The sequence below is a fragment of the Rothia amarae genome (genome assembly GCF_014705945.2).
Classification (GTDB): Bacteria; Actinomycetota; Actinomycetes; order Actinomycetales; family Micrococcaceae; genus Rothia; species Rothia amarae.
On the sequence record NZ_CP061538.1, the window covers coordinates 988961 to 1003985 of the forward strand.

Annotated in this window: 17 protein-coding genes; 15 read left to right on the forward strand and 2 right to left on the reverse strand. The window is 51.8% G+C overall.

The window, feature by feature from the left end:
- Window positions 1-5: 5 nt before the first annotated feature.
- From IDM48_RS04775 to IDM48_RS04825, 11 genes are all read left to right on the forward strand, one after another.
- On the forward strand, window positions 6-920 hold the full coding sequence (locus tag IDM48_RS04775) for an MraY family glycosyltransferase (RefSeq protein ID WP_238398050.1): 915 nt from the start codon (window positions 6-8) through the stop codon (window positions 918-920).
- Window positions 917-1330 carry a hypothetical protein gene (locus tag IDM48_RS04780; RefSeq protein WP_145173312.1) on the forward strand — a complete coding sequence of 138 codons (414 nt, stop codon included), beginning with the start codon at window positions 917-919 and terminating at the stop codon, window positions 1328-1330. Before IDM48_RS04775 ends, IDM48_RS04780 begins: the two co-directional genes overlap by 4 nt.
- A 21-nt stretch (window positions 1331-1351) precedes the next feature.
- Window positions 1352-1612, forward strand: a complete 261-nt coding sequence (locus tag IDM48_RS04785) for an AtpZ/AtpI family protein (RefSeq protein ID WP_190618323.1) — start codon at window positions 1352-1354, stop codon at window positions 1610-1612.
- Between the two features lie 84 nt (window positions 1613-1696).
- A complete protein-coding gene (atpB, locus tag IDM48_RS04790) occupies window positions 1697-2488 on the forward strand; it encodes a F0F1 ATP synthase subunit A (RefSeq protein WP_068170356.1) in 792 nt (263 codons plus the stop codon).
- Between the two features lie 128 nt (window positions 2489-2616).
- Entirely contained in the window at window positions 2617-2826 is a 210-nt protein-coding gene (gene atpE, locus IDM48_RS04795; protein ID WP_186303135.1) for an ATP synthase F0 subunit C, read from the forward strand.
- 47 nt (window positions 2827-2873) lie between these two features.
- Window positions 2874-3422 carry a F0F1 ATP synthase subunit B gene (locus tag IDM48_RS04800; RefSeq protein ID WP_145173309.1) on the forward strand — a complete coding sequence of 183 codons (549 nt, stop codon included), beginning with the start codon at window positions 2874-2876 and terminating at the stop codon, window positions 3420-3422.
- Window positions 3422-4240: a F0F1 ATP synthase subunit delta gene (locus tag IDM48_RS04805; RefSeq protein ID WP_145173306.1), complete on the forward strand. Its 819-nt coding sequence runs from the start codon at window positions 3422-3424 to the stop codon at window positions 4238-4240. Before IDM48_RS04800 ends, IDM48_RS04805 begins: the two co-directional genes overlap by 1 nt.
- A gap of 150 nt (window positions 4241-4390) precedes the next feature.
- Window positions 4391-6016 carry a F0F1 ATP synthase subunit alpha gene (gene atpA, locus IDM48_RS04810; protein ID WP_145173303.1) on the forward strand — a complete coding sequence of 542 codons (1626 nt, stop codon included), beginning with the start codon at window positions 4391-4393 and terminating at the stop codon, window positions 6014-6016.
- Between the two features lie 74 nt (window positions 6017-6090).
- Window positions 6091-7023: a F0F1 ATP synthase subunit gamma gene (locus IDM48_RS04815; RefSeq protein WP_068170347.1), complete on the forward strand. Its 933-nt coding sequence runs from the start codon at window positions 6091-6093 to the stop codon at window positions 7021-7023.
- Between the two features lie 47 nt (window positions 7024-7070).
- Window positions 7071-8534 (forward strand): F0F1 ATP synthase subunit beta, encoded by a 1464-nt coding sequence (gene atpD, locus IDM48_RS04820; RefSeq protein WP_145173300.1) that lies wholly within the window; start codon window positions 7071-7073, stop codon window positions 8532-8534.
- A 2-nt stretch (window positions 8535-8536) separates the two neighbouring features.
- Window positions 8537-8794 (forward strand): F0F1 ATP synthase subunit epsilon, encoded by a 258-nt coding sequence (locus IDM48_RS04825; RefSeq protein WP_145173297.1) that lies wholly within the window; start codon window positions 8537-8539, stop codon window positions 8792-8794.
- A gap of 106 nt (window positions 8795-8900) precedes the next feature.
- On the opposite strand, the gene nucS is transcribed toward IDM48_RS04825, so the two are convergent.
- Window positions 8901-9620, reverse strand: a complete 720-nt coding sequence (gene nucS / locus IDM48_RS04830) for an endonuclease NucS (protein WP_190618325.1) — start codon at window positions 9618-9620, stop codon at window positions 8901-8903.
- 74 nt (window positions 9621-9694) lie between these two features.
- On the opposite strand from nucS, the gene IDM48_RS04835 reads away from it, so the two are divergent.
- Window positions 9695-10030 carry an ATP/GTP-binding protein gene (locus tag IDM48_RS04835; protein WP_190618327.1) on the forward strand — a complete coding sequence of 112 codons (336 nt, stop codon included), beginning with the start codon at window positions 9695-9697 and terminating at the stop codon, window positions 10028-10030.
- 16 nt (window positions 10031-10046) lie between these two features.
- Here the strand turns inward: IDM48_RS04835 and IDM48_RS04840 are convergent, their stop codons facing one another.
- Window positions 10047-11321 (reverse strand): AI-2E family transporter, encoded by a 1275-nt coding sequence (locus tag IDM48_RS04840; protein ID WP_238398051.1) that lies wholly within the window; start codon window positions 11319-11321, stop codon window positions 10047-10049.
- A 180-nt stretch (window positions 11322-11501) separates the two neighbouring features.
- Here IDM48_RS04840 and IDM48_RS04845 point away from each other — a divergent pair, with 180 nt between their 5' ends.
- From IDM48_RS04845 to IDM48_RS04855, 3 genes are all read left to right on the forward strand, one after another.
- Window positions 11502-12443, forward strand: a complete 942-nt coding sequence (locus IDM48_RS04845; protein ID WP_190618329.1) for a tetratricopeptide repeat protein — start codon at window positions 11502-11504, stop codon at window positions 12441-12443.
- Window positions 12444-12536: 93 nt separating this feature from the next.
- The gene (locus IDM48_RS04850; protein ID WP_190618650.1) at window positions 12537-13376 is read left to right on the forward strand and encodes an ABC transporter ATP-binding protein; all 840 of its coding nucleotides are present in this window, start codon (window positions 12537-12539) and stop codon (window positions 13374-13376) included.
- 47 nt (window positions 13377-13423) lie between these two features.
- On the forward strand, window positions 13424-14968 hold the full coding sequence (locus IDM48_RS04855) for a hypothetical protein (protein ID WP_190618332.1): 1545 nt from the start codon (window positions 13424-13426) through the stop codon (window positions 14966-14968).
- Window positions 14969-15025 lie beyond the last annotated feature (57 nt).

Consider the following 15025-nt stretch of genomic DNA (forward strand, 5'->3'; position numbering starts at 1 on the left):
ATCTAGTGGATATTCCAACTGCGCGTTCTTCTCACGTCGAACCGGTTTTCCGAGGCATGGGTCTGGCAACTGCCGTGGCCGCTATGGCGGGTTTTCTAGTAGCACTTGTTTCCGGGCTCATTCCCAGCGATCGATCCGTAGCATTAGCCGTTTTATTCGGCATGGTGACCTCGGGTTTCCTAGGCTGGATGGAGGATTTTCGCGGGGTTTCCATTCGCGTACGCTTCCTGGTGCAATTGCTCATTGGGCTCGTAGTCAGTGTTGCTATCACTTTTGCCCTCCATACCTCCATTTGGTGGATACCTCTGGGGGTTTTTGCGGTCGCCGCGTATATCAACGTGGTGAACTTTATGGACGGGGTTAACGGAATCTCTGGTCTACATGGATTGGTTGTTGGCGGATTTTATTCCTATGCAGGCTGGATTAGCGGATTGCCCTGGCTCGTTGCTGCGGGAGCCGCTGTAGCTTTCGCATATGTGGCTTTTCTGCCTTGGAATATTCGAACCGGGAAAAACGTCTTTTTGGGGGACGCCGGTAGTTACTTCCTGGGAGGTGCTATTGCCTCCATGGCAGTGGGTGCTTTCCTCTCTGGGGTCTATGTTGAATATATTCTTTCGCCGGTCATGATTTATTTGGCAGATACTGGCTTCACACTTTTGCGCAGAATGGCACGGGGGGAGCAGTGGTATAAACCGCATCGCACCCACGTCTACCAGCGGCTGACCGACGTCGGTCTAAGCCATGTGGGGTCTTCTGTGGTGGTCGCGTGCTTCACTGTTCTGATTTCTCTCATTGCTGTCGTGGCACTGCCTTATGAAACCCAGGACGCTCTCGGAGCAGGGCTCCTGGTCCTAGCTTTGGTTGCTCTCTATCTGAGCCTTCCTGCTCTTATTCGACGCTTTTCGAAGAAAAATTCATGAGCGCACATAGCACACCAACTCAGTGGAAAAATATTCTCCGATTTGTCACAAAACTATGTATTCCGCTAGTTCTGGCAGGTACTATGGTTGGTGCAATCATCGATGGCTGGGCAGGTATGCTAGGTCTGCTATCGGGGTTCGCACTAGTCTATCTTTGGTTCGCCATCGATATCCTGGTAGCTCAGCGTGCTGAAAAGAAAGCACTTTCTGAAGTTGCTAGAGCACTGATGGCTACCTACATCATCAAAGTTCTTATTGGTTTTGGTCTGTTGCTTCTGGTTCCTCTTCCGCGGTTAATCCTGAACGGATGGTTTTTGACAGGGGCGATTCTTACGGTTCTACTCTGGCTTGGGGGGAGCATGCGGATCATCATGAAAATGAGAATTTTGTACTTCGATGCTCATGACTAAATACAAATTTCAGGGGATTCAGTGAACCAAAGCCAAAAGAAATGGTGGGACGGCGACAAAGAGCTCCGTAGTGCCGGTGAACTGGTTTCTGGTGGAGGAATTTCTGGCGCTTTCATGACCTTACTCTATGTCGTAATCGGCATAGCGTTCTGGAGTTTGGTAGGCTATGGGCTGGACCTTCTTTTTGGCACGCGATGGATAGTTTGGCTTGGAGCGTTGATAGGAGCCGCAGGCGGTTTCTACCTGGTTTACTACCACATGCAACATCGCAAAACTTCTTAAATTTTTCATCGAATCACACACAACTTAACTTGATGAAGACAGCTGCAAACAGCGGTTGGCACACAAAGCAAGAAAGGACTTGCCTTGATTGAAAACGGGCTCGTAACAGCCGCCGGATATGTTCCTCCATCGGTGGAGGAAATGCATCTTCCGGATCTTTTCACCGTCGGTTCATTCGGCTTTGGCAAGCAGATGCTTCTTGTTCTGCTGTCCGTCGTTATCGTTGCGGGTTATTTCCTCTGGGCAGGTCGCAAGCGTGCGATGGTTCCCGGTAAGAATCAGTTTGTTGCCGAAATGGGTTACGGCTTTGTCCGTAACTCCTTAGGTAAAGAACTTATTGGGGCTCACCACTTCAAGCCATTCGTTCCTTTGCTTTTCACCGCTTTCTTCTTCATTCTGGTGAACAATCTTTACGGTTCAATTCCCTTCTTCCAGCTTCCCACTCTTAGCCACGCTGGTTCTGCCTATGTTCTCGCAGCTGTTGGTTACTTTGTATGGGTCGGGGTAGGCATTAAGCGAAAGGGATTGGGTGGCTTCTTCCGCGATCTCACCATGCCTCCTGGCGTCCCTCCCGTTCTATACATCATTTTGATTCCCATCGAGTTCCTTTCGAACCTCATCATCCGCCCCGTTACTCACGCTCTGCGTTTGTTCGCAACCATGTTCGGTGGTCACCTTGCGATGATGGTGGCAGCATCTCTCACCCAGTTCCTCATCATTGAGGTAGGGGGTATCGCTGCGGTTGGTTCGGTAGCTTCGATTGCTCTGGGTATCTTCCTCTACTTCCTCGAATTCCTCATCCAGTGCATCCAGGCATACATCTTTGCGTTGCTACTGGCTGTGTACATCCAGGGATCGGTCTCCGAAGGCCACTAAAAGTTTTCTCGAGTGAATCCACACTCGATGAATTAAAACGACCCGCACCCGCGGGTAGTATTTGCATAAATCAAAACTCTGCTCATTACACACATCCTATTTTGTGAGCACTGTTGAAAGGAAACAACATGGAACTTACCGGCTCCTTGAACGCAATTGGTTACGGCCTCGCTTCTATTGGTGGCGGTATCGGCGTGGGTCTGATCTTCGCTGCATACATGACTTCTGTTGCTCGCCAGCCTGAATCCCAGCGCACCCTGCAGCCTATGCTGTTCATGGGCTTCGCAGTGGTTGAAGCTTTGGCAATTCTTGGTCTGGTTCTGGCCTTCATCGTCTAATCGACGAGAGTCCTAACTGACCAATCTATAGAACAGGAATTTTCCCTATGTCATATTTGATGGCTGCCGAGGGTGCAACAAACCCTCTTATCCCAAATGTTTGGGAAATGGTCATTACGCTCATTGGGTTCCTGATCCTCTTCTTCATCGTTGCCAAATACGTTTTCCCGATGTTCGAAAAGATCTATCAGGATCGTAAGGAAGCGATTGAGGGCGGTCTTGCAAAGGCTGAAAAAGCTCAGGCTGAAGCCGCAGCAGCACGCGAAGAGTACAACCAGCAGCTCGAAAGCGCTCGTCTGGAAGCTCAGAAAATTCGTGAAGAAGCACGCGCCGAAGGTGATGCAATTATTGCTGAATCCAAGGAACGCGCCACTGTTGAAGCGCAGCGCATTACCGAAAATGCACACAAATCAATCGAGGCAGAACGCGCAGCAGCTACCGTTTCACTCCGTTCGGAAGTTGGAACTTTGGCAACTGCACTGGCTGGAAAGATTGTGGGCGAATCCCTTAATGATGATGAGCGATCGGCTCGTGTGGTAGATCGTTTTCTTGCTGACCTAGAAACCGAAAAGCAGAATGCAGGTGCTACTCGGTAATGGCAGGAGTATCTACTGAATCATTGAAGAAAGTTGAACAGGTACTAGCCGCCAATATTGGTGCAAACCCTGATCATCTCGCTCAAGAACTATTTGCTGTAGTCGATGTTCTGGATGAAAACGGTGGTTTGCGCCGTGGACTAACAGACCCTTCCCGTTCGGCAGACAGTCGCGCAAGCATTTGCTCCACCATTTTCGGTGGCAAGATTTCAGAATCGGCAATCAAGGTAGTACAGGCAGCAGCTTCGGCACGCTGGTCTAACGAACGCGATCTTGCAGATTCTCTTGAACAAGCAGCAGTTGAAGCTTCAGCTTATTCAGCAGAAGCGAACAACGGCGTTCAGGGTCTTGAAAACGTTATCAACGAATTGTTGACCTTTATCAATTCTGTGGACGATTTAGCAGAAGCGCAGACCGCACTGACTGAAGAACGTGCATCTAACGACGCTAAACAGAAGCTGGCTTTGGTCCTGGGCGGTAACCCCCAATCTGCTGAGGGTAAGTTGCTCATTGAACGCGTCGCAAAGGCGCCTCGCGGGGCAACACCTGCGCGATTGGCCGAGAAGTTTGTCGATATTATCGTCAAACAACAGAACCGTTCCATTGCACGTGTTTCAACAGCACGACCCTTGTCAGAAGCCCAGATCGAGAAACTTCGTTCTGGTCTTTCCAAGGCTTATGGCAAAGAACTGAAGCTAGATATTTCTGTTGACCCATCGCTTATTGGTGGGCTGCGAGTGCAGGTAGGAGACGACATGATGGACGGCACCGTTCAGACTCGACTTTCCGATCTCAATCGAGCACTCACCCAGCGATAGTCAACACACTGATTTAGCAGATACACGTGTACGGCCCCGTTCCCGTACACAGCAAATTGTGGACGGGAACGTAACTGTATAAAGCAAGTTTTCGATTTTCACCTCTCGAAGCAGAGTTGGAAATCATGTATAAGGAGAGCAGGGACACAGATGGCCGATTTGACCATCAATGCCGATGAAGTCCGTAATGCGCTAAATGAATTCGCGGCGTCTTACGAACCCGGCAATGTAGAACGAGTAGAGGTGGGTCGCGTATCGTCAGCATCTGACGGTATTGCCCGCGTCGAGGGTCTTCCTTCTGCAATGGCTAACGAGTTGCTCCGTTTTGAAGACGGCACTCTTGGTCTTGCACTAAACCTCGACACCCGCGAAATTGGTGTTATCGTCTTGGGCGACTTCACCGGTATTGAAGAAGGCCAGGAAGTCCACCGCACTGGTGAAGTGCTTTCTGTACCCGTTGGTGAAGGCTACCTCGGTCGCGTCGTTGATCCACTGGGTCAGCCTATCGACGACCTAGGCGAAATCCAGAGCGAAAGCCGCCGTGCGTTGGAGCTTCAGGCACCGGGCGTTACCATGCGTAAGTCCGTACACGAGCCCCTTCAGACCGGTATGAAGGCAATTGACGCGATGATCCCGATTGGTCGTGGTCAGCGTCAGCTCATTATTGGTGACCGCCAGACCGGTAAGACCGCTATTGCAGTGGACACTATCATCAACCAGAAGGCTAACTGGGCAACTGGTGATCCATCCAAGCAGGTTCGTTGCATCTACGTTGCTGTGGGGCAGAAGGCTTCCACTATCGCAGCTGTTCGCCAGACTCTTGAAACTCACGGCGCTCTTGAATACACCACCATCGTTGCAGCTCCTGCATCTGATGCAGCAGGCTTCAAGTACCTTGCTCCCTACACCGGTTCTGCCATTGGCCAGCACTGGATGTACGGCGGCAAGCACGTACTGATTATCTTTGATGATCTGTCCAAGCAAGCTGAAGCTTACCGCTCCGTTTCACTTCTTCTTCGCCGTCCTCCAGGACGCGAAGCATACCCCGGCGACGTCTTCTACCTACACTCTCGTTTGCTCGAGCGTTGTGCAAAGCTCTCTGATGAGCTGGGCGCAGGATCAATGACCGGCTTCCCGATTATTGAAACCAAGGCTAACGACGTTTCCGCCTTTATTCCGACCAACGTTATTTCCATTACCGACGGTCAGATCTTCCTCCAGTCCGATTTGTTCAACGCCAACCAGCGTCCCGCTGTTGACGTAGGTATCTCGGTTTCCCGCGTCGGTGGCGCAGCACAGACTAAGGCAATGAAGAAGGTTTCAGGTACCCTGAAACTCGATTTGGCTCAGTACCGTGCGATGGAAGCATTCGCAATGTTCGCTTCTGACTTGGACGACGCTTCCAAGCAGCAGCTCACCCGCGGTGCTCGCCTGACCGAACTTTTGCGCCAGCCCCAGTACTCGCCTTACTCCGTTGAGGATCAGGTGGCTTCCATCTGGGCAGGTACTAACGGCTACCTGGACGACATTGAGGTTTCAGATGTTCTTCGCTTCGAGAAGGAATACATCAACTACCTCCGTCGTCACGGGAACGCGTTGAAGAACATTGCTGAAACCGGAAAGCTCGAAGACGACACCGTCGCCGAGCTGAAGGCAAGCGTTGAAGCTGTCAAGCGTGATTTCCGTTCACAGGGCTCAAGCCACCTTGTAGAAGCTGGCCATGAAGAGCACAAGCCTGTTTCTGACTCGGAAGTCTCTCAGGAAACCATCGGTTAGCGATTACTCCGCAGTAGCGTTGTCTTCTCCAGTGAAGGAGAAGACAACGCCCACTGAGGAAGAAAGGAAGCTCTATGGGAGCCCAGATTAGGGTTTACCGCCAAAAGATTGCTTCGACGTCGTCCATGAAGAAAATCTTCAAGGCGATGGAGATGATCGCGACCTCTCGTATTAACAAGGCACGCCAGAGCGCGGATGCGGCTAGCCCCTATGCTGCTGCTTTGACTAAGGCTGTTACTGCTATTGCTGCCCAGGGTTCTATCAAGCACCCCTTGATTAGCGATAAAAATGCTCAGCACCGCCGCTCTGCAGTTCTGGTCTTGACCAGCGATCGCGGTCTCGCAGGCTCTTACTCTTCTTCAGTCCTGAAAAAGACTGAAGGTCTGATTGAGAAGCTTCGTAGCGAAGGGCGCGAAGTACAGCTGTTCCTCGTAGGACGTAAAGCGAAGTCTTACTTCGAATTCCGTGAGCGCGACTATGAGCGCTCATGGGAAGGAAATACCGATAGCCCCAACGTAGAGATGGCTGTTGAAATGCGTGAAGCTCTGCTTGACGCTTTCGCTCGCCCTTACGAAGAGGGCGGCGTGGATGACCTTCATATCGTCTACACAGAGTTCATCTCGATGGTGACTCAGGAAACCAAGATTCTGCGTATGTTGCCTTTGGCAGTTGCAGATACCAAGCGTATCGGTGACGAAATTGTGCCCGGCGAAGAGATTGAGGATGCTCTGGTAGATCAGAACGCAGCTTTCAACTTTGAACCGAGCCCGCAGGAAGTTCTTGATGAGCTGTTGCCCCGTTACATTGCCTCACGACTTTACGCTTGCTTGCTCGAAGCAGCAGCAAGTGAGCTGGCATCTCGCCAGCGCGCTATGAAGTCTGCCGGCGATAACGCGGACGAACTGGTGAAGAAATACACCCGACTTATGAACAACGCACGTCAGGCAGAAATCACCAACGAGATTTCCGAGATCGTGGGCGGCGCAGACGCCCTCGCCGCCTCCTAATATCGAAGATACTTATTCAACTTTCTCTATACAGGTAAGTGAGAACAATGACCTCCACTCTGAATGAATCGGCAACCACGCCGACTCAGGGCGCTACTGGCCGCATCGCGCGCGTCATCGGCCCTGTGGTCGACGTTGAGTTCCCTGCCGGTCAGGTACCGGACATTTACAACGCTCTTACCGCTGAAATTACTATCGGCGGCGAAACCCAGAGCATCACCTTTGAAACTGCACAGCACCTCGGCGACTCACTCGTGCGCGCAATCTCCCTCAAGGCTACCGACGGACTTGTCCGCGGTCAGTCTGTTCAGGACACCGGCGCTCCGATTTCTGTTCCCGTGGGCGACGGCGTCAAGGGTCACATCTTCAACGTTTTGGGCGATGCTCTTGACGTTGACAACTCAGAAATTCATGCCGACGAGCGCTGGGGAATTCACCGTAAGGCTCCCAGCTTTGCACAGCTCGAAGGCTCCACCGAAATGCTGGAAACTGGCATCAAGTCAATCGACCTTCTGACCCCCTACATCAAGGGCGGTAAAATTGGTCTGTTCGGTGGCGCTGGCGTGGGCAAGACCGTTCTGATTCAGGAAATGATTACCCGTGTTGCTCGTAACTTCGGTGGTACCTCGGTATTCGCTGGTGTTGGTGAGCGTACCCGTGAAGGTAACGACCTCTGGGTTGAAATGGAAGAAGCAGGTGTTCTCAAAGACACCGCACTCGTTTTCGGTCAGATGGATGAGCCCCCAGGAACTCGTCTGCGCGTAGCTTTGACCGGTCTGACCATGGCGGAATACTTCCGCGATGTAAAGAACCAGGACGTTTTGTTGTTCATTGACAACATCTTCCGCTTCACTCAGGCTGGTTCAGAAGTTTCTACCCTTCTCGGTCGTATGCCTTCAGCTGTGGGTTACCAGCCCAACTTGGCTGATGAAATGGGCCTTTTGCAGGAGCGCATTACTTCAACCCGTGGTCACTCCATTACCTCTATGCAGGCAATTTACGTTCCAGCGGATGACTATACCGACCCCGCTCCGGCAACTACCTTCGCTCACCTCGATGCAACCACCGAGTTGAACCGTGCGATTGCAGCTCGTGGTCTGTACCCCGCAATCGATCCGCTGACTTCCACTTCACGTATTTTGGATCCTCAGTACATCGGTCAGGAACACTACGACACCGCAATCCAGGTGAAGGCAATTCTTCAGGAAAACAAGGAACTCCAGGACATCATCGCGATCCTTGGTGTGGACGAACTTTCCGAAGAACAGAAGGTCGTTGTTTCTCGTGCACGTCGCATCGAGCAGTTCCTCTCCCAGAACACCTACACTGCTAAGCAGTTCACCGGTGTTGAGGGTTCAACTGTTCCCATTAAGGACACCATTGAATCATTCCAGATGATTTGCCGCGGCGATGTAGACCACATTCCCGAGCAGGCGTTCTACAACATTGGTGGCATGGACGACGTCATGCGTCAGTACGAAGAACTCAAGGCACAGACTGGAGCCAAGTAATCATGGCACTCAACGTCGAAGTAGTCTCTCGTGAGAAAAAAGTGTGGACGGGAGAAGCGAAGTACGTTCGTGCTCGTACTCTTGACGGTGATATCGGAATTATGCCCGGGCATATTCCGACCATGGCTTTGCTTGCTGAAGACGGCGAACTCATCATTGAACCGGTTTCCGGTGAAAAGATTGTGACTCGTCTTCATGAAGGCTTCTTGACCGTGTCTAACAACAAGGTCATTATCGCTGCAAAGCACGCTAATATCTAGCGCGAGTCCACCAGCAAAAGAACCCCTCCTAACAGGAGGGGTTCTTTTTTATGTGGTGTCTATGGATGAAGATTACATATGCGCATCAACGACGATGGCGGAAGTTTTAGAAGAGCCTAGAATCGACGTCGTCGACTCCGCGCATGGCATCGTAATCTAAGCTGACGCACCGGATACCACGGTCTTCTGCGAGTACCCGTGCCTGAGGCTTGATTTTCTGAGCGGCGAAAATACCTTTGACGGGGGAGAGCAGGGGATCTCGATTGAGCAATTCAAGATAGCGGGTCAACTGCTCGACACCGTCGATGTCGCCCACGCGCTTGAGTTCCACAGCTATAGCTGCACCCTGAGAATCCCGCGCGAGAATATCGACTGGCCCAATAGCAGTTGGATATTCGCGGCGTACAAGCCGGTACCCACTACCTAAGACTTCGATTTGTTCAGCGAGTAGGCGTTGCAAATCGGCTTCAACACCGTCCTTGATTAAACCGGGATCAACACCTAAATCATGAGAGAGCTCTCCCACCACGCCATAGACGCGAATCAGCAGATAATCATCGGATTTAGCTGCCTGAACGCGCCAGAGCTCCTGGATATCAGGGTCATCTTCCAAATCAAAAGTAGTTGATCTCGCTAGTTCTTCTCGGTCAGCAACGTGCATAGTTGCAGGAGGACTCATCCAGTTCAACGGTTTATAAGAGCCACCGTCTGAGTGAATCAGAACGGAACCATCATTTTTTACCATGAGCAAGCGGGTAGCTCGGGGGAGGTGGGCTTTGAGCCGACCTACATAATCTACGGAACATTCAGCTATTACAAGACGCACTCCATAACTCTAACAGCTCAGCAGAGTTGGAAGCAGCCCGAATGAAGCTCATCAACTATGCCACAATATGTACTATGCCTAAACGTTCAGGATCCCGCGGTCGTTCTTCAAATTCTGGTCAGAAGCCCTCTAAATGGCAGAAAACCATGCCGCAGGGCAGAGATATTTCTAGAATTCTGGACCCCGCACCCTATGTAGAACACAGTTTCGATGGCGACTGGTTTATTCAGTTTATGCCGGCGGTCAACGCGCTCAAAACCTATATCTGCCCTGAGTGCGGGCGGAAGATACCTCCACGTACCGCGCACCTCGTCATTTGGCGCGAAGACCACATGTTTGGCAAAGATCGAGCTATTGAGGAGCGGCGTCACTGGCATAGCAAATGCTGGCAGACACGCAGCAAATGGTAGGTGCCTGCGCTGGGTTCTAATGTTCGTCCTGCCGGGGTACAAGAACTTCTTTGACCAAGATGAGCAAAGAAGCAGCCACAGGGATAGCGATGAGCGCACCAAGCACACCCCACAGTGCGCCCCCGGCAGCAACTGCGATGATGGCAATACCACCGGGTACAGCCACCGCCTTTGACATAATGCGGGGCGAGATGAAGTAAGCCTCCACCTGAAGATAAATAAAGTAAGGAATCGCAAAAGCAAGCGCGGTTTGCCAGCTATCCAACAGACATACCAGCGAGACCAGTACCCCAGCGGAGACGCCACCGATGAGCGGAATGAAAGCCAGTATGACCACAAAGAGCGTGAGAAGCTGGGGGAACGGTGCGCCGATGATGAGCATGACGATAAAGGCGAACGTACCGTTGAGCAGCGCGACAATAGCCTGACCAGCCACGTAGTGCCCGACAGCGCCGGTAATACTTTCTGTCAAGGCGCTGACACGGGTGCGTCGTGAAGCGGGGGTGAGCCGCACGAACCATGCTTTCATCAGAGGCAAAGAGGAGAGGAAGTAGAGGGAAAGAATCAGCACGATAATGGTGCCGGTGATGATGTTCGCAAGCATTGAGCCTGCGTCGACGAGATTATTCAGAAAACTGCCTACCGCATTTGAATCGGCAGTAAACTCTCCGGTTGCCTGCGTCACTGCCTCATCGACTATGTGGCGTACCCCCCACTGGCGATCAATCGAAGAGAAAAAATCTGAATTCAGAAATTGATCGAACTCATGGGGAAAGTCGCTAATAAACTGCACAGTTTGGTTGGCGATTTTAGGAACAACCCAAGAAACTAAGCCCACGACGGCCAGGGCAAATATCGAAACGACGAGAGCAACACCGGCAATGCGAGGTAAGCCCATTTTTTCCAGACGTCGCACCGCCGGATCAAGACCCAGAGCAATGAAAAGTGCGCCAACAATCCATCCGGAGAGAGCCCCCACATTGGTCAGAATATACCAACCCAGCAGAGCAAGACCCACACCGACCGTCAGCATAAAACCTGCAAGAACCGGGTTGCTGAGAGAATAATGTTGAACCGGCTGAGCAGAGAGACGAGCTTCGTGCTCGGCAGAGTTGCCAGAGAAAGCAAAGTCAGATTCTGCACGTACCGAAGAGTTGGTCGGTGGATCAAACCGCGGCCTAGGCTGGGCACCGGGAATCTGCGGTAGCTTTTGATATTTCTTACGCTGCGCTGCCGCAAGGTGTCTCAGATGGCTCATAAAATTTGAAGCATCAGTTTTTAGCTGGGGCATGGGGCTCATCTCATCGAAAAATATTAGTCTGACATCTACTGTAGCTTTTGAGATTCAGCCCATCGCAAGAATTGATTCTTTTAGCCCATAAAAGAGGGCGGATTTGGCAGGATAACTGAAGAAAGCTCATTCTAAGAGCTCAGATAAGATAGATGAGTTCGTGAGAACTGTAAGGAGAATATGATGTCTGAATCACCGCACGAAGCTAACCAAAATATTGACCTCCCCGCCTCTGTACGAAACGCCCCGGATCTCTCAGAATTTTCAACCGCACCAGCAGTTGGAGAAACATCTCAATCTGCAGGCGATGAACCTACCTGGCGATTTGAAGTTGAATCCGGTGAGGATTTTCAAAAATTTGTCCAGCTATCATCGCAGGGCGCAGTAGTCTTCGCGATGTATGCCGAGCATTCTCCGGCGTCGTTAGAGACCGTAGAAAACATGGAAAAGTTGGTGAACTCGGCGCAGGGCAATTTGTTGCTTGCAACCGTTGATATCACCAAGCAACCGGAAATCGGTCAAGCATTTCAGATTCAGGGCGTGCCCGCTGCTGTCGCTGTCATTGCCGGGCAGCCTGCCCCGATGTTTAACTCGCAAGTCACCCTAGAACAACTCACCGACGTCATGCAGCAGCTCTTGCAGATTGCCGCACAACAACAGCTTCCCGGCGGATTTGAACCCAACGTTTCCCAAGAGCAAGAAAAACCGCTTCCTCCCTTGCACCAAGAAGCAGTAGAGGCGATTGACCGGGGAGATTTTTCTGCGGCTGAAACCGCCTACCAAAAAGCTCTCAACGAAAATCCCGGCGATACGGATGCAAAGATTGGGCTAGCACAGGTGGGGTTGCTGTCACGTGTTGCCCACCTTAACCTTCAGGAGGAACGCGAGCGCGCCGCTGAAAACCCCCAGGATGTTCAAGCATCCCTCAACGTTGCTGACCTTGATGTAGCGGGTGGGCATGTGGAGGACGCCTTTAGCCGATTGATTACTTTGTTCAAGGCAGTGGACGCCGAACAGAAGAACGTGGTGCGCGAACGTCTGTTAGAACTGTTTGAAGTAGTGGGCTCTCATGATCCTCGCGTGACTAAGGCGCGCGCCGATTTGATGATGGCTCTGTTCTAAGAAGTACTCCTAGGGGAGGATGCAGTATTCTGCTCAAACTTATACGGTAGAAATATGAGTGAGAACACGCATCTTCCCCGACCATCCATCAGCATGGATGATTCCACTGAACAATCTCTATCCACACCAGTTTCAACCGCTGAGGCGGTGGCTGCTGAAGTTCCTGCAGAAGCCTTACACCGACCCGCACTTGAAATTCAGAATCTGGTGAAGGCTTTCAAAGACAAGATAGCCGTAGACGGTATTAACCTCACTATTCCGAGGGGTTCTTTCTTTGGTCTGGTAGGGCGCAATGGTGCCGGTAAGACGACGTCGTTGTCGATGGCTACTGGCATGCTTCGCCCTACCGCAGGGACGGTGCTCATCGATGGCATCAATGTGTGGGAGAACCCTCAGAGCGCTAAGAGCAAAATTGGTGTATTACCTGATGGCGTATTTCTTTTTGACAAGCTCACGGGGGAGCAGCTGATTACCTATGCTGGGTTGTTGCACGGACTGGATCGGGCGACTGTAGCTCAGCGCACCGCCGATTTGCTGGCTGCTCTTGATTTGACGGAGGCTGCAGGACGGCGCGTCCGCGACTATTCGGCGGGGATGACTAAAAAGGTGGCTTTGGCTGCCGCTATGATTCATGCCCCATCCTTGTTGGTTCTCGATGAACCGTTCGAGGCGGTGGATCCGGTTTCTGCCTCGAATATCCAGGATATTCTCAGAGCCTACGTACAGGGTGGAGGCACCGTCATATTGTCCTCCCACGTCATGGATCTGGTGCAAAGACTCTGCGACCATGTGGCAATTATGAGCGATGGTCACATTTTGGCTGCTGGGACAACCGACGAAGTACGCGGTGACTCATCTTTGGAAGACCGGTTCGTCGAACTGGTAGGTGGTCGAAAAATTTCGGAGGGTATTTCATGGTTAAAGTCCTCTTAAATCTGAAATGGCGGTATTTTCTCGCTTCCTTTAAAGGGAATGCCTGGGTGATTGTCGGGACTATTTTCGGTTCTTTGTATCTGCTGGGTGCTCTCGTGGGATGGGGAGTTTTTGCCGCGACCCAAGGGGCACAGGAAGGTATTGACCCGCAAACAGCTATGTTGCTCGTGGGAGCAGGAGTTCTGCTGGCACTGCTATGGTGGATTCTTCCGATTTTTGCTTCGGGTACCGATGCCACCTTAGATCCCGACCATCTTGCGCCATATCCGCTGAAAACTAAAGATATTCAGCTGGGGCAGTTGCTGGGCGGCTTGATTGGTCTACCCGGTCTTGCGACGGTGCTTTTTAGTGCTGTGACTGCTCTCTTACTCTGGCGGCACCCGGTGTCGCTTGTTGTCTATGTGCTGATGATTCCTCTCGGACTGGCGCTTGTCCTGACTATTTCGCGTATTATTAGCCTTCTCGCCATAGAAATCAGCTCCATTCCAGGGGTAAAACAAGGGCTGATTATCGTAGGGTTCCTACTGATGATGGGCGCTGGTCCCCTGGTCGCTGGGTTAGCTCTGGGGCTAGGCGAAGCCTGGGATGCGCTCCCTTCAGCTATGAAAGTGCTGTCCTGGACCCCACTGGGCGCGCCTTTTGCCGTAGCTAGCGCGGTCTATATGGGGCACTGGGGTAAAGCCCTGCTTTTCCTGGTTCTGAGCCTGATATACCTTGCTCTGTCCTGGGTTATCTGGGCGAAACTTCTTAACCGTGCGATGAGCCGCATCGGCGAAATCGGTGGAACCACGGCATCGAAACAAGTTGAGGCCGGAAACACCGGCATCTTCAAACATTTCCCTGCCAGCACCCGAGGAGCTCTTGCCGCTCGAACCGTGCATATGTTGGTAAAGGATCCGCGCTGTAACCTCAATATCATTATGATTCCAGCGTTCTATGTACTTTTTACTCTCTTTGGACGAGTCTCCATAGGAGAGGAATCAACGGGCAATCCAGTCTTACTCGCGATGGCTGCGGTATTTGTCCCTGCCCTGGCGGGTTACGTGTATTCCTACCTCATTTCTTACGAGAACTCGGCATTTTCCATGAACGTGCTAGCTCCTGTAAGCGGTAAGGACGATCGTTGGGGAAGAGCATGGGGCTTGCTGGTGCTGATGGGGCCGTTAATTATTTTCGGTTCCCTTTTCCTGAGCTGGCGGCTTGATAATTTTGCCTCACTTCCGGCAATTCTGGGGTTGGGCGTAGGGCAACTCTTATGCGGTGTCGGGCTGTCTGCCTTTGTCGATATGCTCATCTCAGTTCCCGTACCTCCACCTGGCGGAAGTCCTTTCAAGACCCCCAAACAATCGGATGGCTTTTCTAAAGGTCTGATTCGAGGGTTGATCATGCTGGTGCTCATGGCATTTGCAATTCCCGGCGGAATCCTCTGGATTGTTTATTCTTCAACCTCCAGCCCGTTGTGGATGTGGTTGAGCGGTGCGGTTTCTCTGCTGATTGGCGCCATCGTTTTCTTTATCGGTCTAACCGTGGGAGCTGCACGGTATGACGCTCACTCCGCCGAGACCCTCCAACGCGTGAGCCAATTTCGCTAAGTGAACGTTGTGCCGCGCAGATATTGACCGGCAAGATACAATAGCACCAAAACAAAC